Genomic DNA, 23260 nt, shown 5'->3' with positions numbered 1-23260 from the left:
GCCTTGGGGCTGCCTTGCAGCCCTTCGCGGGCATGCCCGCTCCCACAGTGAGCATGTGATGCCGATCTCTGTGGGAGCGGGCTAGCCCGCGAAGGGCCGCGCCGCGGCCCCAATGGCCCTCACAGGCTACCTAGATTTCTGAACAGGGTTCGCACCAGTGGTAAATGCAGCAAAAACCAAACCCGCGCCCATCATCGACCGCCTGGTTGTGGTCGGTCTCGGCCTGATCGGCGGCTCGTTCGCCAAGGGCCTGCGTGAAAGCGGCCTGTGCCGCGAAGTGGTCGGTGTCGACCTGGATGCCCCCTCGCGCAAGCAGGCCGTGGCCCTGGGCGTGGTCGACCGCTGCGAAGAAGACCTTGCCGCCGCTTGTGTGGGCGCCGATGTCATCCAGCTGGCCGTACCGATCCTGGCCATGGAAAAAGTCCTCGCGCGCCTGGCCCTGCTCGACCTGGGTGATGCGATCATCACCGACGTCGGTAGCGCCAAGGGCAACGTCGTGCGTGAGGCGCGTGCCGTCTTCGGTGCCCGCCTGCCGCGCTTCGTCCCGGGCCACCCCATCGCCGGTTCCGAGCAGAGCGGGGTAGAGGCGTCCAATGCCACCTTGTTCCGTCGGCACAAGGTCATCCTCACGCCGCTGGCCGAAACCGACCCCGCCGCGCTGGCCCTGGTTGACCGCCTGTGGCGTGCGCTGGATGCCGATGTGGAGCACATGTCGGTCGAGCGCCATGACGAAGTACTGGCCGCCACCAGCCATCTGCCACACCTGCTGGCCTTTGGCCTGGTCGACTCACTGGCCAAACGCAATGAAAACCTCGAGATCTTCCGGTACGCTGCGGGTGGGTTCCGCGATTTCACGAGAATCGCCGGCAGCGATCCGACCATGTGGCATGACATCTTCCTCGCCAACCGCGACGCTGTCCTGCGCACGCTTGATACATTTCGCAGTGATCTCGACGCCCTGCGCGACGCGATCGCTGAAGGGGATGGGCACCAGCTGCTGGGTGTATTCACCCGCGCACGGGTTGCCCGCGAGCATTTCAGTAAAATCCTGGCCCGCCGGGCCTATGTGGACGCTATGAACGCCAACGATCTGATTTTCCAGGCCCAACCGGGTGGCCGCCTGAACGGGCGGATCCGTGTACCGGGCGACAAGTCGATTTCCCATCGCTCGATCATGCTCGGCTCGCTGGCCGAAGGTACTACCGAGGTCGAAGGCTTCCTCGAAGGCGAAGATGCGCTGGCGACCCTGCAGGCATTCCGTGACATGGGTGTGGTCATCGAAGGCCCCAACCACGGTCGTGTGACCATTCACGGCGTGGGCCTGCATGGCCTGAAGCCGCCACCAGGGCCGCTGTACGTAGGTAACTCCGGTACTTCGATGCGCCTGCTGTCGGGCCTGCTGGCCGGTCAGCCGTTCGATGTCACCATGACCGGCGACGCCTCGCTGTCCAAGCGCCCGATGAACCGTGTGGCCAACCCGCTGCGCGAAATGGGTGCTGTGGTCGAGACCGGCCCGGACGGCCGCCCGCCGCTGACCATCCGCGGTGGCCACAAGCTCAAAGGGTTGACCTACACGCTGCCGATGGCTAGCGCCCAGGTCAAATCCTGCCTGCTGCTGGCCGGCCTGTACGCCGAAGGCAAGACCACTGTCACCGAGCCTGCGCCTACCCGTGACCACACCGAGCGCATGTTGCGCGGTTTTGGCTATTCGGTCGACAGCAATGGCCCGGTGGCCTCGCTGCAGTCCGGTGGCAAGCTGACCGCTACCCGGATCGAAGTGCCGGCTGACATTTCCTCGGCAGCGTTCTTCCTGGTCGCAGCCTCTATCGCTGAAGGCTCCGAGCTGGTGCTGGAGCATGTCGGCATCAACCCGACCCGTACTGGCGTGATCGACATCCTGCGCCTGATGGGCGGCGACATCACCCTGGAAAACCAGCGTGAAGTGGGTGGCGAACCCGTGGCTGACCTGCGTGTGCGCGGTGCCAAGCTGAAGGGTATCGACATTCCTGAAGCGTTGGTGCCGCTGGCCATCGACGAATTCCCGGTCTTGTTCGTGGCCGCTGCCTGCGCTGAAGGGCGTACCGTGCTGCGTGGCGCCGAAGAGCTGCGGGTGAAGGAGTCCGATCGTATCCAGGTGATGGCCGATGGCCTCACCACCTTGGGCATCAAGTGCGAGCCGACCCCGGACGGCATCATCATCGACGGCGGCCAGATGGGCGGCGGCGAAGTGCATGGGCATGGTGACCACCGCATCGCCATGGCCTTCAGCGTGGCTTCGCTGCGCGCCAGTGCGCCGATTCGCATTCACGACTGCGCCAACGTCGCCACCTCGTTCCCCAACTTCCTGGCGCTGTGCGCCGAAGTGGGGATTCGCGTGGCAGAAGAGGGCAAGTCGTGAATTCAATGGCACCGGTTATCACCATCGACGGGCCAAGCGGCTCGGGCAAGGGCACGGTCGCCGGGCTGATTGCCCGCGAGCTGGGATGGAAGCTGCTGGACTCCGGCGCGCTGTATCGCTTGCTGGCATTCAATGCCAGCAACCACGGCGTCGACCTGACCAACGAAGAGCTGCTGACCAAGCTTGCCGCCCATCTGGATGTGCAGTTCATCGCTGCCGAGCCCGGTAAGCTACAACAGATCATCCTTGAGGGTGAGGACGTCAGCAACGTCATCCGTACCGAAACCGTCGGTGCCGGTGCATCGATGGTGGCCTCGCTGCCGGCAGTGCGTGAAGCGCTGCTGGTCCGTCAGCGTGAGTTCCGCGAAGTGCCGGGGCTGATTGCTGACGGTCGCGACATGGGTACCGTGGTGTTCCCGGATGCGCCATTGAAGGTCTTCCTCACCGCCAGCGCGGAGGAGCGCGCACGTCGCCGCTACCTGCAGTTGAAGGGTAAGGGTGAAGATGTTAGTCTGTCGAGTCTGCTGGATGAGATTCGTGCGCGTGATGAGCGCGACACCCAACGTGCAGTGGCCCCGCTGAAACCAGCGGCCGATGCCATTCAGTTGGACTCTACCGAGTTGTCCATCGAGCAGGTGTTGCAACGTATCAGAAGCGAGATCGCCCAGCGCGACCTTATCTGATAGCCAGGAAAGCAGGCAGGGGCACCAGTCAACGTCCTGCCGGCTTTCCTTTACTTAAAACGAACCCACATTGTCTGGAATGTGGTTATGGGCGTCTGTTTCGCCCGAATCTACAGGAATTAAAATGAGCGAAAGCTTTGCAGAACTCTTTGAAGAAAGCCTGAAAACCCTCAATCTTCAGCCGGGTGCGATCATCACCGGTATCGTTGTCGACATCGACGGCGACTGGGTTACCGTACACGCTGGCCTGAAGTCCGAGGGCGTCATCCCGCTCGAGCAGTTCTACAACGAAGCTGGCGAGCTGACCATCAAGGTCGGTGACGAAGTTCACGTTGCGCTGGACGCGGTCGAAGACGGCTTTGGCGAAACCAAGCTGTCCCGTGAAAAAGCCAAGCGCGCCGAGTGCTGGATTGTTCTGGAAGCAGCTTTCGCCGCCGAAGAAGTGGTCAAGGGCGTTATCAACGGTAAGGTTAAGGGCGGCTTCACTGTCGACGTTAACGGCATCCGTGCGTTCCTGCCGGGCTCCCTGGTTGATGTCCGCCCAGTGCGCGACACCACCCACCTGGAAGGCAAAGAGCTGGAATTCAAGGTCATCAAGCTGGACCAGAAGCGCAACAACGTTGTCGTTTCCCGTCGCAGCGTGCTGGAAGCCGAGAACAGCGCCGAGCGCGAAGCCCTGCTGGAAACCCTGCAGGAAGGCCAGCAAGTCAAAGGTATCGTCAAGAACCTCACCGACTACGGCGCATTCGTGGACCTGGGCGGTATCGACGGCCTGCTGCACATCACCGACATGGCCTGGAAGCGCATCAAGCACCCATCGGAAATCGTTAACGTTGGCGACGAAGTCGACGTACGCGTTCTGAAGTTCGACCGTGAGCGCAACCGCGTTTCGCTGGGTCTGAAGCAGATGGGCGAAGATCCGTGGGTAGCTATCACTGCCCGTTACCCAGAAGGTACTCGCGTACAGGCTCGCGTTACCAACCTGACCGACTACGGCTGCTTCGCTGAGCTGGAAGAAGGTGTTGAAGGTCTGGTACACGTTTCCGAAATGGACTGGACCAACAAGAACATCCACCCGTCGAAAGTCGTTCAGGTTGGCGACGAAGTGGAAGTCATGGTTCTGGACATCGACGAAGAGCGTCGTCGTATCTCCCTGGGCATCAAGCAGTGCAAGTCCAACCCATGGGAAGACTTCTCCGGCCAGTTCAACAAGGGTGACAAGATCACCGGTACCATCAAGTCGATCACCGACTTCGGTATCTTCATTGGTCTGGACGGCGGCATCGACGGTCTGGTTCACCTGTCCGACATCTCCTGGAACGAAACCGGCGAAGAAGCCGTGCGTCGTTTCAAGAAGGGCGACGAGCTGGAAACTGTCATCCTGTCGGTTGACCCAGAGCGCGAGCGCATCTCCCTGGGCATCAAGCAGCTGGAAGACGATCCGTTCTCCAACTTCGTTGCTGTCAATGACAAGGGCGCTATCGTCAAGGGCATCGTGAAAGAAGTTGACGCCAAAGGCGCCATCGTCACCCTGGCCGACGACATCGAAGCCACTCTGAAAGCTTCCGAAATCAGCCGTGACCGCGTTGAAGACGCGCGTAACGTTCTGAAAGAAGGCGAAGAGATCGAAGCCAAGATCATCAGCGTTGACCGCAAGTCCCGCGTTATCAGCCTGTCGATCAAATCGAAAGACGACGCTGAAGAGCGCGAAGCTATCCAGAGCCTGAAAAACGCTCCGGAAGCTGCTGCCGACACCACCATGGCTGCGCTGCTGCGCGAAGCAATGGCCAAGCAGAACTGAGTTCTGTTTGATCGGTAAAAAGGGCGACCCTCGGGTCGCCCTTTTTTTTGCTCCGCAACCAGGTGGCGCGGCGGATGGCACTGCTGGAACACGCCAGCTTCAGGCTGGCGAAGCCCGTTGTAGGAGCGGGTTCACCCGCGAATCAGGCGGCGCGGTGGATGGCACCGGCTTCGCCGGTGTTCGCGGGTAAACCCGCTCCTACACCGATGGCGCTGGATCACACTCGCCTCAGGCCGACACGCCCCGTTGTAGGAGCGGGCTTGCCCGCGAATCAGGCAGCGCTGGCCTGCCTGAGTGGTAGACCATTCTTGAATTACTTCAATCTTGAATTTTTTTATTAAGTCAAGATCCACCCTGTTCAAATCCTTCCCAGCGTGCTACAAACTGGTTAAGCAATGATCTAGCTGCTTGATAACGAAGGGAAAAATATGACGAAGTCGGAGCTGATCGAACGTATTGTCACCCATCAGGGGCTGCTCTCGTCCAAGGATGTGGAGCTGGCCATCAAGACCATGCTTGAGCAGATGTCGCAATGCCTGGCTACCGGCGATCGCATCGAGATCCGCGGTTTTGGCAGCTTCTCGCTGCACTATCGCGCCCCTCGCGTAGGCCGTAACCCGAAGACCGGCCAGTCGGTCAGCCTCGAAGGCAAATTCGTGCCGCACTTCAAGCCCGGCAAAGAGTTGCGTGACCGGGTCAATGAAGACGAGCATGAAGAGGCCCACACCTGATTCCACAAGGAGCAATCTGATGCGTAACCTCAAGCGCGCCCTGGCGGCGGTGTTCGTGCTGCTATTGGCGGCTGTGGTGTTGTTCTTCGTGCTGGAGAACCAGCAAACCGTGTCATTGGTCCTGTTCGGTTGGGCTGCACCCGCCATGCCGGTTGCTGTCCTGGTGTTGGCTGCCTTGGTCATTGGCCTGGCAGTCGGGCCGTTGCTGGGGGCCTACGGCGTGCAGCGCAGCAAGCGCAAGATCAGGGCTTCTGCTCGTCAGGCGGCATTGAACGGCAACTAAGGAAATTTCCTACACCTAATAAAGAAAGGTTCACCTATGCATGCGTCGGCCGTCATGGAGTAATAGTCCACTTCATTTTCGGTCCAGGCGAGTGTGCGCAGCATGGAATATCCCAGCCTTTCCCATCACGGTGGTACCCGGGGTGTCACCGGGTCCTGTCACCAGCTGCACCTCGGCCCATCCACCAGTTTGCTGGTCGACTGCGGGCTGGAACAGGGAAGTGATGCGCCGCCCGGTGCAGAATCCGCCCCCCTCGGTTTTGACATCCAGGGTATTCAGGCCCTGGTCATCACCCATGTCCATCTCGACCATGTTGGGCGCATCCCTGCGCTGCTGGCAGCGGGTTACCGTGGCCCTATCCTGTGCAGCGAGCCTTCGGCCCGGCTGCTGCCGCTGGTGCTGGAAGACGCCTACAAGCTGAGCATCAGCAGCGAGCCTGCGCAGGTGGCGCGCTATCTCGATTTCATCCGTGACCTTATCGTGCCGCTGCCCTTCGAGCAGTGGCACACGGTGGTTGAGTGCCCTGGTCTTGCCTGTCGTATTCGCCTGCAGCGTGCAGGGCATCTGCTGGGTTCCGCTTATGTCGAGTGCGATATGCAGCATGAGCAAACCAACACCCGGTATGTGTTTTCTGGCGATCTGGGCGCTTGTGGCAACCCGCTGCTGCGCCCGGTGCAGCCCCCGGAGCGTGCTGACGTGCTGGTGCTGGAAAGCACCTACGGCGACCGCCTACACCCGCAGGCAGACGACCGCCGTCAGCGGCTGGAAGACGCCATCGACCGAGCCCTCGCCGACAAGGGCACCCTCCTGATTCCTGCATTCAGTCTTGGTCGCACGCAGGAGCTGTTGTACGAGCTGGAAGACATTCTGCACCGCAAAGCCCTGCTGAACACTACCGGTCCGGCTCCGGACGGTGAGCCAATCGACTGGTCACAGTTGCCAATCATCCTCGATTCGCCCTTGGCTCAGCGCATCACCAGCGTGTACCGGGAGCTGCACGAATACTGGAATGCTGAAGCCAGGGCGCGTGTTGCAGCAGGGCGCGATCCACTCGGCTTCAGCCAACTGATCTGTGTGGACACCCATGCCCGCCACCAGCAGGTGGTCAATTACCTCAAGAGCACCGGGCGACCGGCGATCGTGATTGCTGGCAATGGCATGTGTTCGGGTGGGCGCATCGTCAATTACCTCAAGGCCATGCTGGGGGATCCGCGGCATGAGGTGATGTTTGTGGGGTACCAGGCTAAGGGGACGCCGGGGGCGGTGATACAGGCGAGTGAGGGGGCTGAAGGTTTCGTGCAGCTAGATCTGGATGGAGAGGCTTGCGAGATTCGGGCTAAGGTGATGACGTTGAGTGGGTATTCTGGGCATGCGGATCAGGCCGGTCTCTTGGTATTCGCGACCGGAATACAGCATGCGCCCACTAAGATAGTGCTGGTGCACGGAGAGAGAGCTTCGAAAAACATGTTGGCATCCGTACTGAAGCAAGCGTTTGCGCGCGGTACATCAAGTACGCGTATTTCAGTTCCTGGTTGACCACTCTGCAGAGATTTTGAGGGCGCACAGCTACCTGGGAACCACTAACATCATAAGAACTCCAATCGTGTTCGTTTCATTCGTCTTGACCGGACGGTCTTGGTAGGGTGCAATTACGTGATGCATGCAGGCAAATTGACGCTACGCGATGCCACGTACCTCTATGGTGAGGCCTGTAGATCAAGTGCTTGGCCCGTACCAAGGATGAGCTCAGTGTTTGAATGATGTTAGACGGCCCCTAGGATAATCAGAATAAATGCGTAACGAACCTCAGTGCCCAAATCGTGATGATGAAATCGACCTTTTCGAATTGATGCAGGGAATATGGCGCCAGAGGTTGTGGGTGGGGGTGGTCGCTACACCAATTGTAGCGGCGGGCGTTGCTTATGCATTGTTGGCCACGCCAGTCTACGAGGCGAGGCTATTTGTAGAGCCGCCCAGCCAGAATGATATTGCGCAATTGAATCTCGGCCGTGGTGGTGAGTCTGGCTTGAGCTACCTGACCGTGAAGGATGTGTATGACATCCACCTTCAGGCATTGCAGTCAGAGGGCGTGCGCTACGCTTTTTTCCGTGATGTGTATTTGCCAAGCTTGAGTGAAGAAAGGCGTAAGGGTTCGCGCGATTCGTTGTACAGCGAGTTTGCCAATTTGCTGACTGTGGCGCCTGCAGGCAAAGGTTCCTCTACGCGCTACATGGTCACTGCTTCGGTTGCCGACCCTCAGCAGGCGGCTAAGTGGGTAGTGGCGTACAACGAGCTTGCCGCGGGGAACGCCAAACGTGAAGTGCTCGAAAGCAATCGCAGTGACATGCTAGTCAAGGCGGACAACCTGCAAACTCAAATTGACGCTCGGAAAGCCAGCGCGCGACGGGAGCGTGAAGACAACGTTGTACGGTTGAAGGAGGCGCTGCTAGTTGCGAAATCCATTGGTCTGGAAAAACCACCAGTCATTTCGCAATCGCTGACCGATGAAGTGTCTGCGGCAATGGGGGGGGCGCTCACCTACATGCGAGGGAGCAAAGCGTTGGAGTCCGAGATCGCGAACCTTGAAGCGCGTACCTCTGATGAGCCGTTCATTCGTGGCCTACGTCCCTTGCAAGAAAAGGTCACGTTTTACCGTAATCTGAAGATTGACCCATCGGATATAAATGTGTTTGAACAGGATGGTGCTGTGGAGCTGCCGGACCGACCGGTCAAACCGAAAAGGGCGCTTATCGTTGTGCTGAGCGCAGTGCTGGGCCTCGGTGCTGGTGTTCTGTTGGCATTCGGCAGAGACCTCTGGATTCGGCGTCGGTCATTTTGAGTACCCCGCTTGTGAGCGATCGGTTTTAGTTGATATCAAAATACTGTTACGTGAGGGGCGATGACCGTTTTTCATAGGGCAAGGAGCCTGCCTTGATGACGTAAGGTAGTGCAAAGGTGTAGTGTGGATGGTCCGTCTATCACGAGATAGAGCGCGTTGGCGGGCTGTCGTTGCCGAGTTCATGGCGGGTCTGCGCCTCGAATCACGGTCGTACTGTTTTAGCTGGAGTTCATCCCCTCGTAGGATGAAATAGACATCTTAAACACCCCGCCTCCTGTCATATGTGCAGGCGGGTAATAGAGAAGGGTGGTTCACGCGATATGACGGATCTCAAGAAGCAGGCGGTTGAAAAGTTCAAGGGTAAAACAGCTCTGATAGGTATAGTAGGGCTTGGGTATGTTGGCCTGCCCCTCATGCTGCGTTATAACGCTATCGGCTTTAACGTTTTAGGCATAGACATTGACGAAGTAAAAGTTGGGCGCTTGAACGCAGGCCAGAGCTACATTGAGCATCTTTCCAGTGAGCGAATCGCTGCGGCTCGCCAGCAAGGGTTCGAGGCGACCTCAGATTTTAGTCGGGCCAGCGAATGTGACGCCCTCATTCTTTGCGTTCCTACGCCTCTGAATAAATATCGCGAACCTGACATGAGCTTCGTCATCAATACAACCGATGCGATAAAACCCTATTTGCGGGGCGGTCAGGTAGTGTCGCTGGAAAGTACTACCTACCCGGGTACCACCGAGGAGGAGCTGCTGCCGCGCCTGCAAGAAGGTGGTTTGAAGGTAGGGGAGGATATCTTCCTTGTTTATTCTCCAGAGCGGGAAGACCCGGGTAATCCGAACTTCGAAACACGAACGATTCCCAAAGTCATCGGCGGGCATACGCCAAGTTGCCTGGAAGTCGGCATCGCCCTGTATGACCAGGCTATCGAGAAAGTCGTACCGGTGAGTTCGACCAAGGCTGCCGAGATGACCAAGCTGCTAGAGAACATTCATCGTGCCGTCAACATCGGTCTGGTCAACGAAATGAAAATTGTCGCTGACCGCATGGGTATCGATATCTTCGAAGTGGTGGATGCAGCGGCAACCAAGCCATTCGGTTTTACCGCTTACTATCCCGGTCCGGGGCTTGGCGGACACTGCATTCCTATCGATCCTTTCTACCTGACCTGGAAGGCGCGTGAGTACGGTGTCAACACCCGCTTCATCGAGCTCTCGGGTGAGGTCAACCAGGGTATGCCGGAGTATGTCCTCGGTAAGCTGATGGATGGTCTGAATGAGTCAGGCAAGGCTCTGAAAGGGAGTCGAATCTTGGTGCTGGGAATTGCTTATAAGAAGAACGTCGATGACATGCGCGAATCGCCTTCGGTCGAGATTATGGAGTTGATCCAGGCTAAAGGTGGCGTGGTGGCCTACAGTGACCCGCATGTGCCGGTATTCCCGAAAATGCGCGAGCATCATTTCGACCTTCGCAGTGAGCCCTTGACGGCAGAAAACCTGGCTTCGTTCGATGCTGTGCTGTTGGCTACCGACCATGACAAGTTCGACTATGCGCTGATCGAAGCCAAGGCCAGGTTGATCGTAGACAGCCGTGGTAAGTACCGTTCTCCAGCTGCTCATATCATCAAGGCTTGAGCCTCGAGTCGATTCGCCCATCCGCCCGGGTTCTGGCTTCGGGCGGGTTCACCTGTTTGGTAAGGAAAGTTCATGAAGAATTTCGCACTGATCGGCGCCGCTGGTTACATTGCCCCCCGGCATATGCGGGCCATCAAGGACACCGGCAATCGCCTGGTCTCGGCCTACGACATCAATGATTCTGTGGGCATCATCGACAGCATCTCTCCTCAAAGCGAGTTCTTCACCGAGTTTGAATTTTTCCTCGAGCATGCACACAGCCTGAAGCGAGAAGCCGCGAGCGCGCTGGACTATGTCTCGATCTGCTCGCCGAATTACCTGCATTACCCACATATCGCTGCGGGTTTACGCCTGGGTTGCGATGTGATCTGCGAGAAGCCGCTGGTCCCAACGCCAGAAATGCTAGATCAGCTTTCGCTTATCGAAAATGAAACGGGTAAGCGCTTGTATAACATCCTGCAACTTCGTCATCACCAGGCGATTATCAAGCTCAAGGACAAGGTTGCCGCTGAGAACCGTGTACACAAATACGAAGTCGACCTTACCTATATCACTTCACGCGGCAAGTGGTACCTGAAGAGTTGGAAAGGTGACCCTCGCAAGTCGTTTGGGGTTGCTACCAATATTGGTGTCCACTTCTACGACATGCTTCATTTCATCTTCGGCAAGCTGCAGCGCAACGTCGTGCACTATTCATCCGAGCACAAGGCCGCCGGCTACCTTGAGTACGAGAAAGCGCGCGTGCGCTGGTTCCTTTCGGTAGATGCCAACGACCTACCCGAGTCCGTAAAAGGTAAAAAGCCAACTTACCGTTCAATCACTGTGGATGGCGAGGAAATGGAGTTCTCCGAAGGGTTCACCGACCTGCACACCACCAGCTATGAAGAAATTCTGGCAGGGCGTGGCTACGGTATCGAGGACGCCCGCCATTGTGTGGAGACCGTCAACGTAATCCGCAGCGCCGCTATAGCGCAGGCCAAGGACAACGAGGCGCACCCTTTCGTCCTCGGGCTTTCTCGCTGAAAACCCAGGGATAGCGGGCGGCCCGCAGGCCGCCTTTCCACGTGCGATACATTCAGTAAGGTCTTTGCCAGCTTGCCCAATAACAATGAAACTTTGCCGCAGGACTTGAACACGTTACGGTCGCGTAAGGGCATGCGGCTGGACGTTCAGGGGCTGCGCGCGGTAGCGGTTTTGGCTGTTCTTATCTGCCACATGGGCAGCGCATGGCTCCCGGCGGGGTTCGTCGGCGTCGAAGTGTTTTTCGTCATATCGGGTTTTATCATTACGGCGCTACTGACTGAGCCAGGGCAGAAGATCCACCTGGCAGGCTTCTACCTGAACCCTATTAAACGCATTGTTCCCGCGTACGCCGCCATGCTGGCGGCGGCCATTCTGCTAGTGTGGAGCACGATGAGAGTGGAGACGGGCGCGCAGGGCAGCCACTATTTCTCGCTCCTCGCTCGCATACCTGAATTCCTTGTGGAGGGCGTAGCCGCTCTCGGTCTACGGGATCGTGAAATACCCTCGCTTGTTTCGACGCTTCTCGGCTTGCTGGGCCTGGGCTTGCTTGCAGCCAGCTTTGTGCTGATTGATAAAACTCGATTCCCCGGTTTATGGTTGCTCGCACCTTGTTTAGGCACCGCACTGGTGATCGCGGCACGCCGAGGCCATGTCAATAATCTCCTGGCCACCCCAGGCTGGGTATGGGTCGGGGGCATCTCTTACTCTCTATATCTATGGCGAGCAGGGCAGGTGTGCATTTTCTGGACCTCTCCAATTCAGGTTTTTTGCCGACGCCCCTTACGAGCATGGAGCGGTTATCTACTTGGATAACCACCATCTGAATGAAGCCGGCGCGCGTCGCTACGGATATTTTGCGCGCGGGCGGCTACAGCAGTTGTACGACCAAACTCAATCCAGCGTGAGTCTCAAGTAATGAATCATTATCAGCATCCTAGTGCAATCGTCGATGAAGGCGCGCAGATTGGCAAAGATTCGCGTGTTTGGCATTTCGTCCATATATGTAGCGGTGCCCGGATCGGTGCAGGCGTTTCCCTTGGACAAAACGTCTTTGTCGGCAACAAGGTCGTGATTGGTGACCGCTGCAAGATTCAGAACAACGTGTCGGTGTACGACAACGTCACATTGGAGGAAGGGGTATTCTGCGGGCCGAGCATGGTCTTCACCAACGTCTACAACCCACGTTCGCTCATCGAGCGCAAGGACCAGTATCGGGACACCCTTGTGAAGAAAGGCGCAACTCTGGGGGCGAACTGCACGATCGTTTGCGGGGTCACAATTGGTGAATTTGCTTTTGTAGGTGCGGGCGCGGTGGTCAATAAGGACGTACCGGCCTATGCGCTGATGGTCGGAGTGCCGGCCAAACAGATCGGCTGGATGAGTGAGTTTGGCGAGCAACTGGATGTAGGCGTAGATGGCCAAGCCATTTGCTCACAAACAGGTGCAACGTACGTAGTACGCGGTAATTCCCTTGAAAAACTGGATGTGTGATCATGATTGAGTTCATCGACCTGAAACAGCAACAAACACGCATAAAGGCGACTATCGATGCCGGTATTCAGCGCGTATTGAGTCATGGTCAATACATCTTGGGTCCTGAAGTAGCCGAGTTGGAGGACCGACTGGCGGCTTATGTCGGGGCGGCTCACTGCATCACCTGTGCCAATGGCACTGATGCCTTGCAAATTGTTCAAATGGCACTTGGTGTCGGGCCTGGTGACGAAGTTATCACGCCCGGTTTCACCTATATTGCGACGGCTGAAACTGTTGCGTTGCTCGGTGCGAAGCCTGTGTACGTCGATGTTGATGAGCGCACATGCAACCTGGATGTAGCGCAACTGGAGGCCGCCATAACGCCGCGTACGAAAGCGATAGTCCCCGTCTCGCTGTACGGGCAGTGCGCTGATTTTGATGCGATCAACCAGATTGCAGAAAAATATAATCTACCGGTTATTGAGGATGCGGCGCAGAGCTTTGGAGCTACTTACAATGGGCGGCGCTCTTGTGGGTTGACCACGGTGGCATGCACCAGTTTTTTTCCAAGTAAACCCCTCGGCGGTTATGGTGATGGTGGTGCGATATTTACAAACGACCCAGCGCTTGCTCTCATTATTCGTCAGATTGCCCGACACGGCCAGGAAAAGCGATATCACCATATAAGGGTAGGCGTCAACAGTCGGCTCGATACCCTACAGGCCGCTGTACTTCTGGCGAAGCTCGATATTTTTGATAGTGAAATAGTGCTTCGTCAGCAGGCGGCGAAACGCTACTGTGAGCTTTTGAGTGGGCACGATTCAATCAAGCTCCCTCATATTGCAGCGGGGAATTCCTCGGTCTTTGCCCAATTCACTGTCCAGGTAGAGGATCGGGAGAAAGTCCAGGCTGAGTTGAAAAGTCGTGGGGTGCCGAGTGTGGTTCACTATCCCATTCCTCTTAATAAACAAACCGCAGTCGCTTCTGACGCTTATCTCCCGGTAGGGGATGCACTGGCGACTAAGGTATTGAGCTTGCCGATGCATCCCTATTTGAGTGAGGTCGAAATCAAAGCTGTAGCAGACGCTCTAATTAGTGCGTGCGGTAAGAATAAATGAAAGTTTTTGAGTATGTTTCGTCGTACTGGCGAGATGTTTTTTTGCAAGCCTCAGGAAATACGGTAGCACAAGTCGTTGGGGTGTTGGGTATTCCGTTGCTGTCAAGGTTGTATGCGCCCCAAGAGTTCGCGTTGCAAAGTATTTTCCTGCAGCTCGTCATGTTCTTCGCGGGTGTCATGACTTGGAGGTATGAGTATTTTTTTCAAATGCTTAAAGACGATCAGCAAGCGCGTTGGTTGTTATCTGGGATAATAAAGCTTGGCATTGTTTCTGGGGTTGTACTTACCATTGCGCTGTACGCGTTCTCGGCGGAAATTTCGCAACTGTTGTCCGTTGAACAAGGCGCTAATTTACTACTTATTGCACCTGTCAGTGCATTTCTAGTGTCCCTGGCGTTGGCGTTTCAACACAATGCCCAGCGCTTAGGTGACTACAAGATTTCCGCATTATCGGAAGTGTTTGGTAAATCATCCTATGTTGCGTCGGGCGCGTTGTTGGCGACGGTAAGCACGAGCGGTTTGGTTTTTACGACATTATTTAGTGCGTTGGGCAAAATTGGTGCCCTTCTGCGCTACTCTAAAGACCTTATCTACGGTGCTCGTGTACATGCGCCCAACACCATGAGCCCTTTTAAAAAGCATGCCAGTGGTGCCAATGCCATGGTGATGTCACATGTCTTGGTTACTGTTAGCAGTGCGGCACCCATTTTTTTCATATCGGCCGTATACGGTACGGAAGTACTTGGGCAATTTTCGATGGTCATGGCAACGATCTTCCTTCCCTCTGGACTGATAGGTGCAGCCATAGGCCAGGTTTTCTATCAGCGTGCGGCGTCGCACGCGGAGGAACCGCTGGTTCTTAGAGGGCTCTGGAACATGACCATACGAAAACTGACGCTATTTGGAGTTCCAATCTATTTGTGCGCTGGTATTCTGTCCCCTTGGCTTTATCCGTTTGTTTTGGGAAGCCAATGGGGTGATGCGGGACTGTACGCGCAAGTTTTGATGGTTGCCGCGCTCAGTGCCTTCGTCAGTACGCCCTTGGATCGCGTCTCATTGGTGCTTCGCTACAACTGGTATATGCCTGCATTACATGTGTTCAGGCTGACAGCAACAGGAGTGCTACTTGCGCTCGCTACTCATTTCGCCCTTGATTTCAAAGACTTCTTGCTATTTTATGTCGTGCAGGTATCGGCCGTGTATCTTCTCGATCTTTTGTTTGCTCATTTTTTGATCGTTCACGCGGTCAGGAACGGTGCGGCGGCAATGGGAGAGTCTTGATGTATGGTTGATATAATCAAAGTTTTGCGCATGGGTATGCTGTGATTGGCAAGGTAAGTTGTGTCGGGATAAATGGCATGCGTCGGCTAACCGAGAGCGATAGATCATAATGAGCAATGAAGTGTCGGGTCGTTATAGGGAGCAGGATGCTTTAGTGTTGCCAGGCTCTTTGGTGTTAGTAAGGTTGGCGCGCATAAAACTACTGGTGGCTGTGGTATTTTATGTTTGTGCACTTATTTACGGCCATGATCGATACCTTTCTCTAGTGCAGGGGTTTTGGGGGTTCAATTCGCCTAGCTTTAATCTTGGCAGTATGCTGCTTATCATCGTCCTGGCTGTGGTTCCTGTTTTTGTTATGCCTTTATACCTGACAAGGCCGTCTACTCTATTTATTTATGCTTTGGTATTTTGCGTTTACCTACCAGCGATCGTCATCGGAATGCTTAATCATGAAGACTCCCTTGATCGTTACTTCTGGTTATTCTTTTGTTTTTGCATCGGTCTTGTCGGTTGTTGCTTGGCTGTTCGCTGTGTTCCCTTGCGAAGTAGCGCTTCCAGATCGTTGTCGAGGCCTTTGGTGCTTGCCTGCGTGCTGGGTTCGCTAACTTCCTTCTTGGTCTTGTTTCTGACGTATCGGGACATTCTTTCGTTTTCGGGTGCGGATGATATTTATGCGCAAAGGGAGAAGGGGGCGGCTACATCCTTGTTTATAGGCTACTGCCAGGTTTATTTGGCTTATTTTTTATCGCCGGTGCTTTTTGCTACCGGTTTGGTGTCGAGGCGTGTCCTGATCGCGTTGCTCGGCTTTGCTGGTTTTATTTTTGTGTTCATGATCACCGCTGAGCGAACGGTGTTTCTCATGCCTTTCGCAATGTTTTTGTTGGCTTTCATTTTCAAAAGGCGTGGCGGTAATCCTAATAATCCTGCGTATTTGTTTGCGGGCGGCGGGATGATGATCTTTCTGATTGCTGCGCTCTACGATCAGGTAGGTATTTTCAGAGAGTTGGGCTTCTATTTTTATACGCGTTTAATCGCTTATCCTGGCTTATTTGTTACCCAGTATTATGATCTCTTCGCAGTGCAAGGTTTTACTTACTGGGCTCACGTGTCTGGCATCGGTCGATTAGTTGATGTCCCTGCAGCGTTTGCAACTGATGAAAAATGGCCTCTTCTTGGCAAAATTCTGGCTGAGCGGGTGCTCGGTGTACAAAGCCAGTCTAATGCCAGTTTTGTGGCTACCGATGGCGTCGCCGCTGCCGGCGCCCCGGGAATACTGGTCATCTTCGTGCTTTACACAGCCTGGCTGATTGCACTTGATTGGGTGTCCCAAGGGTGGAACAAGGTGTTGCTGCTGACGGCACTTTTTCCTCTCGCATTTGTAACCACGAATGGACCTTTTTTTACCATGCTGGCTTCCTTTGGCGGAGGGCTGTGGATTGCCGTGCTTTGGGCTGACAAGTTTAGAATAAAACTATGGGGGTATCGACTGTGATTGGATATATCATCTCGCGGATACTAAAAAAATCACGGGGATCTGCGCTGATCGACTCGCATGTTCCTCGTAGTTCGAAGGTAGAGTCTGGCAGTACGTTATTTTCCACACGTTTTGGTGAGCATAGCTTTTGCGGCTATGATTGCACGTTCATAAAAACTACTATTGGGTCATTTTGCTCAGTTGCCAATAATGTTGTGGTGGGTGGCGCGCGACACCCAATCGAGTACGTCTCGACCAGTCCCGTGTTTCTGGCGCATAAAGAGAGTATCAAGAAGAAATTCTCTCGGCATGAGTACCGTTGGGACCCTACCACGACCATAGGGCACGATGTCTGGATCGGGGAGGGCGTTTTGATAAAGGGTGGGATTACGATCGGAACCGGTGCTGTGATAGGCATGGGCAGCGTGGTTACCAAGGATGTCCCTCCTTATGCTATCTATGGCGGCAACCCGGCACGCTTGATCCGTTACAGATTTCCTGAGTCCATTGTTGAGGGACTTCTGAAAAGTCGTTGGTGGGAACTATCGGATGAGCAATTGAGTGTGGCTGCTGCCCATTTCACCGATCCAGAAGCTTTTTTGAAAAATCAGAATTTGCTATGAAAATCATTCATCTGTGTGTTTCATGTTTCTATATCGATGGCTATCGGTATCAAGAAAATGAGCTAGTGCGCGAGCACGTAGATACCGGCCACGAGGTATTAGTGGTGGCGTCCACGGAAACCTATCTGGATAATTTGACCCTTGGCTATACCACGCCAGGTGATTATATGGGGACGGATGGAGCTCGCGTTATACGGTTACCTTACAGTGGTTTCGGTCCGTTCTTTTTGAGAAAGAAGCTCAGGATTCACAAACAACTGGAGCGTATTCTTGAGACGTTTGCTCCAGATGTGATCATGTTTCATGGGTTGTGTGGCTGGGAGTTGCGCACTGCGGCGCGGTACAAATGCAAGCACGCGAATGTTAAGCTTTATGTCGATAGTCATGAGGATGCAAATAATAGTGCGGTAAGCAGGTTGTCAAAACTGCTTCACAAATTTTACTACCGTCCAATCATTAGGGCGGCGCTGCCGAGTATAGACAAGGTGCTTTGCATTTCTCGAGAGACTCTCGATTTTTGCCGAAAACAATACGGCATCGACGAAGCATCTATGGAGTTTTTCCCGCTGGGCGGAAGGATCGCCGATGACTCAAGCTATACAAAAATTCGGTCTGAAACACGCGCGATGCTGGGTATCGCCCCTGGTCAAACAGTGTTTATTCAGTCTGGGAAGTTTGATGCAAAAAAGAAGCTGGTTCAAAGTCTTCGGGCGTTCTCGCGATTGCAATCTGAAGGTTTCCAGTTTTTGATCGTTGGTCAATTGCATGACTCCATTGCCGAGGAGGCGCGTGAGCTCATTGCCAGAGACCGCCGTATCACTTTCTTGGGCTGGAAAACTGCCGATGAATTATACGATTTGTTGTGCGCGGCTGATGTGTATGTCCAGCCCGGGAGCCAATCAGCGACAATGCAGATGAGCCTCTGCGCTCGCCGGCCTGTTATCGTTGCTGACGTGCCCAGTCATGTTCCGTTTGTGCAGGGAAATGGATGGACCATTCGAGATGAAAGCGATTTGCTCAGCGCCTTTGCAAAGATTGAGGCAGATCCTGGAATATTGGATACTTACTCGAGGCGGTCTTATGAAATTGCTTCGAGTCTTTTGGATTATCGTCGCATGGCAAAGCGCCTGCTGACCTAATTGCTGGAAGCTAATATGAAAAACTACAAAATTTGTACCCGTTGTATCATGGATACCAGTGATCCAAATATTCGCTTTGATCAGCATGGTGTTTGCGAGTACTGCGCCAACTTCGAGAGTGAAATCAAGCCCAATTGGGACACTGGCGCGCATGGCGAGTCCCAATTGATGGCGCTGGCAGAAAAAATCAAGAAGCACGGTAGAGGCAAGGATTTCGACTGCATCATCGGTTTGAGTGGCGGCCTGGACAGCTCCTATGCCGCTTACATAGCCAAAAATGTCATGGGGCTGAGACCGTTGCTGTTCCACGTAGATGCGGGATGGAACACTGATCAGGCTGTTGGCAACATCGAGCGCTTGGTCGACGGGCTCGGCCTGGATCTCTATACCGATGTAATCAATTGGGAAGAAATGAAGGACCTTCAAGTGGCCTTCTTGCGCTCGCAGATTTCCGACCAGGATTTACCGCAGGATGCAGCCTTCTTCTCTTCGCTTTACAAGTTTGCACGCAAGCACAAGATAAAATATGTCTTGACCGGCGCAAATTACTCGACGGAGTGCTGCCGTGAGCCCGAAGAGTGGGGCGGCTATCCAGGGATCGATAAGACATTATTCAATGACATTCATGGACAATTCGGAAAGCGGTCACTGAAGAGCTTCCCGCTAGTTGATATCCTTACCTACAAGATTTTTTACCAGCGCATTCTCGGCATGCAGATTGTCAAGCCTCTGAATCTCGTGCCCTACGTCAAGGCGGATGCAGAAGCCACGTTGGAGCGCCTGTTCGGCTGGAAGCGATTCAAGCATAAGCACCACGAGTCACGCTTCACGCGTTTTTACGAAGATTACTGGATGCCGCGCAAGTTTGGCTACGAAAAGCGCCGCGCGCATTTCTCCAGCCTGATCATGACAGGCCAGCTGACGCGGGAGGCGGCCCTTGAGCGGATTGCCAAGCCTGAGATGGACGAAAACTTCCTGAAATCGGAGTTCGAGTACGTCGCGCACAAGCTGGACTTGACTGTGCCTGAGCTTCAGGGCATTTTTGAAGGTCAGAACAAGACCTTCCGTGACTACAAAAACAAACGTTTCCTGATCGGCATTGGGGCGAGAGTGCTCAGCGCCATCGGATTGGAAAGAAGGCTGTTCAGATGATTACCATCATTGATTACGGCTTGGGCAACATCCAGGCATTCGTCAACGTCTATAGACGCTTGCACATTCCGGTATCGGTTGCGCAAACCGCAGCGCAGTTGGACGGCGCAACCAAACTGATCCTCCCCGGCGTCGGCGCCTTCGACCACGCGATCGAACGGCTGGATGCCTCTGGCATGCGTCCTGCTCTCGAAGCGCTGGTACAGCAGCACAAGGTGCCTGTGCTTGGTATCTGTGTGGGTATGCAAATTCTCGCCAACAGCAGTGAGGAAGGGCAACTGGCAGGCCTGGGCTGGGTACCTGGGTGCGTTCGGTCCTTCAAGTCCGTCCCGAACCTTGCAGATCTGCCGTTGCCTCACATGGGTTGGAATGATGTGGCTGCACTCAACGACAACTCCTTGTTTAAAGGCTTCGAGGATGAGGCGCGGTTCTATTTCCTGCATTCGTTCTTCTTTGAGTGTGAACAGGAGCAGCACCGGGCAGCGATCTCATCCTACGGGCTTGAGTTCAGCTGCGCTGTTCAGGCCGGGAACGTCTATGGCGTTCAGTTCCATCCTGAGAAGAGTCACCACTTTGGTGTCGGCTTGCTGAAAAACTTCGCGGAACTGTGAGCGGAAACTGACAAATGCTAAGACCACGGATCATTCCATGCCTGCTCATCCAAGACGGTGGGCTGGTGAAGACGGTCAAATTCAAGGACCCGAAATACGTCGGAGATCCCATCAATGCGGTGAAGATCTTCAATGAAAAGGAAGCCGATGAACTGATCGTGATTGATATCGATGCCACTGCCCATGGTGTCGAGCCCAACTATACCCAGATCGCCAAGCTTGCAGCCGAGTGCCGCATGCCACTGTGTTATGGCGGGGGTATCCGCACTGCAGAACAAGCCAAGAAGATCATCCAGTTGGGCGTCGAGAAGGTGGCCATCAGTTCAGCTGCGCTCGATAACCCTCGGCTGGTGACCCAGATTGCCGAGGAAATCGGCACCCAGAGCGTCGTGGTAGTACTGGACCACAAATCGCGCTTGTTGAGCAAGCATCAGGAAGTATGGACGCACAACGGCACGCGCAATACCAAGCGTAACGTCGTTGAAGTTGCACAAGAGCTGGAAAAGCTTGGTGCCGGTGAGATCGTGCTCAACTCCATTGAGAACGATGGGAGGATGAAGGGCTATGACCTCGAGCTGGCCAGCAAGCTGCGGGCCGCGGTGCATATTCCTATCACCATACTGGGTGGGGGAGGGTCACTCGAAGATATGGCCAGCGTGGTCAAGGCGTGCGGTGTGGTAGGCGTGGCAGCAGGCAGTTTCTTCGTATTCAAGGGGACCTATCGAGCTGTGCTGATCAGCTACCCAACTGCCCAGCAGAAAGACGACATCATTTATTCCGCTCTACGAGCCCGCTAACTTCCAACGTGCGTCGCAAGGGTCAGATCATATGTTCAAAGGTAAGAAGCTCCTCATCACCGGTGGCACGGGGTCTTTTGGCAACGCTGTGCTCAAGCGGTTTCTCGATAGCGATATTGCTGAAGTGCGAGTTTTCAGCCGCGACGAAAAGAAGCAGGACGATATGCGCAAGCGCTACGACAGCGCCAAGTTGAAGTTTTACATCGGCGATGTTCGCGATTACCAGAGCGTGCTGAACGCCACGCGAGGGGTCGACTATATCTTCCACGCTGCCGCGTTGAAGCAGGTACCTTCCTGCGAGTTCCACCCGATGGAGGCTGTGAAGACCAACGTCCTCGGCACCGAGAACGTCCTTGAGGCAGCGATCCAGAACGAAGTACAGCGTGTGGTCTGCCTCAGTACCGACAAAGCGGTATATCCGATCAATGCCATGGGTATTTCCAAAGCCATGATGGAAAAGGTCATGGTGGCAAAGTCGCGCAACCTCGACCAGACCAAAACGGTCATTTGCGGTACCCGCTACGGCAATGTCATGGCATCGCGCGGGTCGGTGATTCCGCTATTCGTCGAGCAGGTTCGCGCAGGCAAGTCATTGTCGATCACAGACCCGAACATGACTCGTTTCATGATGACGCTGGCTGACGCTGTGGACCTGGTTCTGTATGCCTTCGAGCACGGTAACAACGGTGACCTGTTCGTACAGAAAGCGCCTGCTGCGACGGTCGAAACCTTGGCCATTGCATTGACCTCGCTGCTTGGCAAGCCCGAGCACCCTGTGCAGGTTATCGGTACCCGTCATGGTGAAAAACTCTACGAGGCCCTGCTCAGTCGTGAGGAGATGGCCTGTGCCGATGACATGGGCAACTACTTCCGGGTACCGCCAGACCTGCGCGATCTAAACTACAGCAAGTTCGTTGAGCAAGGTGAAGAGAAGATCTCAAGGACTGAAGATTACAATTCGCACAACACTGAACGCCTAGACGTTATAGGCATGCAAGCATTGCTGCTCAAGCTCGAATTCATTCAGGCCATTCAGCGTGGCGAACATGCTACTCCGGAGGAATGAGTGATGAAGGTTCTGGTTACCGGCGGCAATGGCTTTATCGCGCGCAACCTGCTGGTTCACCTCAAGGAACGTAAGAACATCGAGGTGACTTTGTTTGTCCGCGGCGATGACCTGGGCACCTTGAACCGCAAGGTCGCCGAAGCGGATTGCATCTTCCATCTGGCAGGTGTAAATCGCCCCCAGGACCCCGCGGAGTTCGACAGCGGCAACAGCGAACTGACTCAGCAGCTATGTGATGCAGTCAAGGCTTCCGGGCGCAAGATACCGGTGGTGTACTCGTCATCCATTCAGGCGGAGCGTGACAATCCATATGGTGTCAGCAAGCTCGCGGCTGAGCGGGCTTTGACGACCTTGGGCCAGCAGAGCGAAAGCCCGGTTTACATCTTCCGGTTGCCCAACGTATTCGGGAAATGGGCACGACCGAACTACAACTCGGCCGTTGCGACCTTCTGCCATAACATTTCCCACGACCTACCTATCCAGATTCACGACGAATCTGCAGCATTGAACCTGGTTTATGTAGATGATGTAGTCAGCAAATTTCTCGCCATCATGGATGGAGAGGTGCCGAACAGCGGCCTGGTAGAGGTCGAACCGATCTACAGCACTACCGTAGGCGAGTTAGCGAAGCAGATACGCCGCTTCCGTGACAGCCGTGCCACCCTGGTTACCGAGAACGTGGGCGTGGGTCTGGTCAGAGCGCTGTACTCCACTTATCTGAGCTACCTGCCGCCATCTGCATTCACCTATGAGGTACCCAAGTACGGCGACCCGCGTGGCGTTTTCGTAGAAATGCTCAAAACCCCCGAAGCCGGGCAGTTTTCCTACTTTACGGCACACCCAGGCATTACACGTGGCGGTCACTATCATCACTCGAAAACCGAGAAGTTCCTAGTCATCAAAGGCAAGGCTAACTTCCGCTTCCGTCAGGTAGTGACAGGCGAGTTTTACGAGCTGCAGACCAGCGGTGAGTCGCCGACCATTGTCGAGACGGTACCAGGCTGGACCCATGACATCACCAATATCGGTGATGACGAGATGATCGTCATGCTTTGGGCCAATGAAATCTTTGACCGTGAACACCCAGACACCTATGCACTGCCGGTCTGCCCTTGACCCGGCTGGGCTAGGAATG

21 protein-coding genes are annotated in these 23260 nt (G+C 55.0%); all 21 read left to right on the top strand.

Features of this window, described 5'->3' with window-relative positions:
* Positions 1-190: 190 nt before the first annotated feature.
* The 21 genes from AC3RCM_RS20840 to wbjC all read left to right on the top strand — a co-directional run bounded on the left by AC3RCM_RS20840 (position 191) and on the right by wbjC (position 23241).
* The gene (locus AC3RCM_RS20840) at positions 191-2398 is read left to right on the top strand and encodes a bifunctional prephenate dehydrogenase/3-phosphoshikimate 1-carboxyvinyltransferase (RefSeq protein ID WP_231114300.1); all 2208 of its coding nucleotides are present in this window, start codon (positions 191-193) and stop codon (positions 2396-2398) included.
* A gap of 5 nt (positions 2399-2403) precedes the next feature.
* Positions 2404-3081: a (d)CMP kinase gene (cmk, locus tag AC3RCM_RS20835; RefSeq protein WP_232968887.1), complete on the top strand. Its 678-nt coding sequence runs from the start codon at positions 2404-2406 to the stop codon at positions 3079-3081.
* Positions 3082-3205: 124 nt separating this feature from the next.
* The gene (rpsA, locus tag AC3RCM_RS20830; protein ID WP_003252673.1) at positions 3206-4882 is read left to right on the top strand and encodes a 30S ribosomal protein S1; all 1677 of its coding nucleotides are present in this window, start codon (positions 3206-3208) and stop codon (positions 4880-4882) included.
* Positions 4883-5310: 428 nt separating this feature from the next.
* Positions 5311-5613, top strand: a complete 303-nt coding sequence (gene ihfB / locus AC3RCM_RS20825; protein WP_010952810.1) for an integration host factor subunit beta — start codon at positions 5311-5313, stop codon at positions 5611-5613.
* 19 nt (positions 5614-5632) lie between these two features.
* Entirely contained in the window at positions 5633-5896 is a 264-nt protein-coding gene (locus AC3RCM_RS20820) for a lipopolysaccharide assembly protein LapA domain-containing protein (protein ID WP_003260859.1), read from the top strand.
* 102 nt (positions 5897-5998) lie between these two features.
* Positions 5999-7432 (top strand): MBL fold metallo-hydrolase RNA specificity domain-containing protein, encoded by a 1434-nt coding sequence (locus AC3RCM_RS20815; RefSeq protein ID WP_492629122.1) that lies wholly within the window; start codon positions 5999-6001, stop codon positions 7430-7432.
* Positions 7433-7688: 256 nt separating this feature from the next.
* Positions 7689-8735 carry an LPS O-antigen chain length determinant protein WzzB gene (locus AC3RCM_RS20810; protein ID WP_492629121.1) on the top strand — a complete coding sequence of 349 codons (1047 nt, stop codon included), beginning with the start codon at positions 7689-7691 and terminating at the stop codon, positions 8733-8735.
* 320 nt (positions 8736-9055) lie between these two features.
* Positions 9056-10369: a UDP-N-acetyl-D-glucosamine 6-dehydrogenase gene (gene wbpA, locus AC3RCM_RS20805; protein ID WP_492629120.1), complete on the top strand. Its 1314-nt coding sequence runs from the start codon at positions 9056-9058 to the stop codon at positions 10367-10369.
* Between the two features lie 72 nt (positions 10370-10441).
* Positions 10442-11392: a UDP-N-acetyl-2-amino-2-deoxy-D-glucuronate oxidase gene (wbpB, locus tag AC3RCM_RS20800; RefSeq protein WP_104962361.1), complete on the top strand. Its 951-nt coding sequence runs from the start codon at positions 10442-10444 to the stop codon at positions 11390-11392.
* A gap of 72 nt (positions 11393-11464) precedes the next feature.
* On the top strand, positions 11465-12205 hold the full coding sequence (locus AC3RCM_RS20795; protein WP_492629119.1) for an acyltransferase family protein: 741 nt from the start codon (positions 11465-11467) through the stop codon (positions 12203-12205).
* 102 nt (positions 12206-12307) lie between these two features.
* Complete coding sequence (wbpD, locus tag AC3RCM_RS20790; protein ID WP_104962360.1) at positions 12308-12883, top strand: UDP-2-acetamido-3-amino-2,3-dideoxy-D-glucuronate N-acetyltransferase; 576 nt, start codon at positions 12308-12310, stop codon at positions 12881-12883.
* A 2-nt stretch (positions 12884-12885) separates the two neighbouring features.
* On the top strand, positions 12886-13983 hold the full coding sequence (locus AC3RCM_RS20785; RefSeq protein WP_492629118.1) for a DegT/DnrJ/EryC1/StrS family aminotransferase: 1098 nt from the start codon (positions 12886-12888) through the stop codon (positions 13981-13983).
* Positions 13980-15263 (top strand): lipopolysaccharide biosynthesis protein, encoded by a 1284-nt coding sequence (locus AC3RCM_RS20780; protein WP_104962358.1) that lies wholly within the window; start codon positions 13980-13982, stop codon positions 15261-15263. Before AC3RCM_RS20785 ends, AC3RCM_RS20780 begins: the two co-directional genes overlap by 4 nt.
* A 109-nt stretch (positions 15264-15372) precedes the next feature.
* A complete protein-coding gene (locus AC3RCM_RS20775; RefSeq protein WP_492629117.1) occupies positions 15373-16755 on the top strand; it encodes a hypothetical protein in 1383 nt (460 codons plus the stop codon).
* Entirely contained in the window at positions 16752-17360 is a 609-nt protein-coding gene (locus AC3RCM_RS20770; RefSeq protein ID WP_274140432.1) for a CatB-related O-acetyltransferase, read from the top strand. The genes AC3RCM_RS20775 and AC3RCM_RS20770 overlap by 4 nt, the downstream gene beginning before the upstream one ends.
* The gene (locus tag AC3RCM_RS20765; RefSeq protein ID WP_492629116.1) at positions 17357-18499 is read left to right on the top strand and encodes a glycosyltransferase family 4 protein; all 1143 of its coding nucleotides are present in this window, start codon (positions 17357-17359) and stop codon (positions 18497-18499) included. The genes AC3RCM_RS20770 and AC3RCM_RS20765 overlap by 4 nt, the downstream gene beginning before the upstream one ends.
* 15 nt (positions 18500-18514) lie before the next feature.
* The gene (locus tag AC3RCM_RS20760) at positions 18515-19651 is read left to right on the top strand and encodes an N-acetyl sugar amidotransferase (protein ID WP_104962354.1); all 1137 of its coding nucleotides are present in this window, start codon (positions 18515-18517) and stop codon (positions 19649-19651) included.
* Positions 19648-20262, top strand: coding sequence for an imidazole glycerol phosphate synthase subunit HisH (hisH, locus tag AC3RCM_RS20755; RefSeq protein WP_104962353.1), 615 nt, complete (start codon positions 19648-19650; stop codon positions 20260-20262). Before AC3RCM_RS20760 ends, hisH begins: the two co-directional genes overlap by 4 nt.
* A 14-nt stretch (positions 20263-20276) precedes the next feature.
* Positions 20277-21059, top strand: a complete 783-nt coding sequence (locus tag AC3RCM_RS20750; RefSeq protein WP_104962352.1) for an AglZ/HisF2 family acetamidino modification protein — start codon at positions 20277-20279, stop codon at positions 21057-21059.
* Between the two features lie 31 nt (positions 21060-21090).
* Positions 21091-22125, top strand: a complete 1035-nt coding sequence (locus tag AC3RCM_RS20745; protein WP_104962351.1) for a polysaccharide biosynthesis protein — start codon at positions 21091-21093, stop codon at positions 22123-22125.
* A 3-nt stretch (positions 22126-22128) separates the two neighbouring features.
* A complete protein-coding gene (gene wbjC / locus AC3RCM_RS20740) occupies positions 22129-23241 on the top strand; it encodes a UDP-2-acetamido-2,6-beta-L-arabino-hexul-4-ose reductase (protein WP_104962350.1) in 1113 nt (370 codons plus the stop codon).
* The last annotated feature ends 19 nt before the right edge of the window (positions 23242-23260 follow it).

It is taken from the genome of Pseudomonas sp. GW823-FHT05G12 (assembly GCF_058795575.1).
This window is presented reverse-complemented; position numbering and strand designations above follow the sequence as displayed.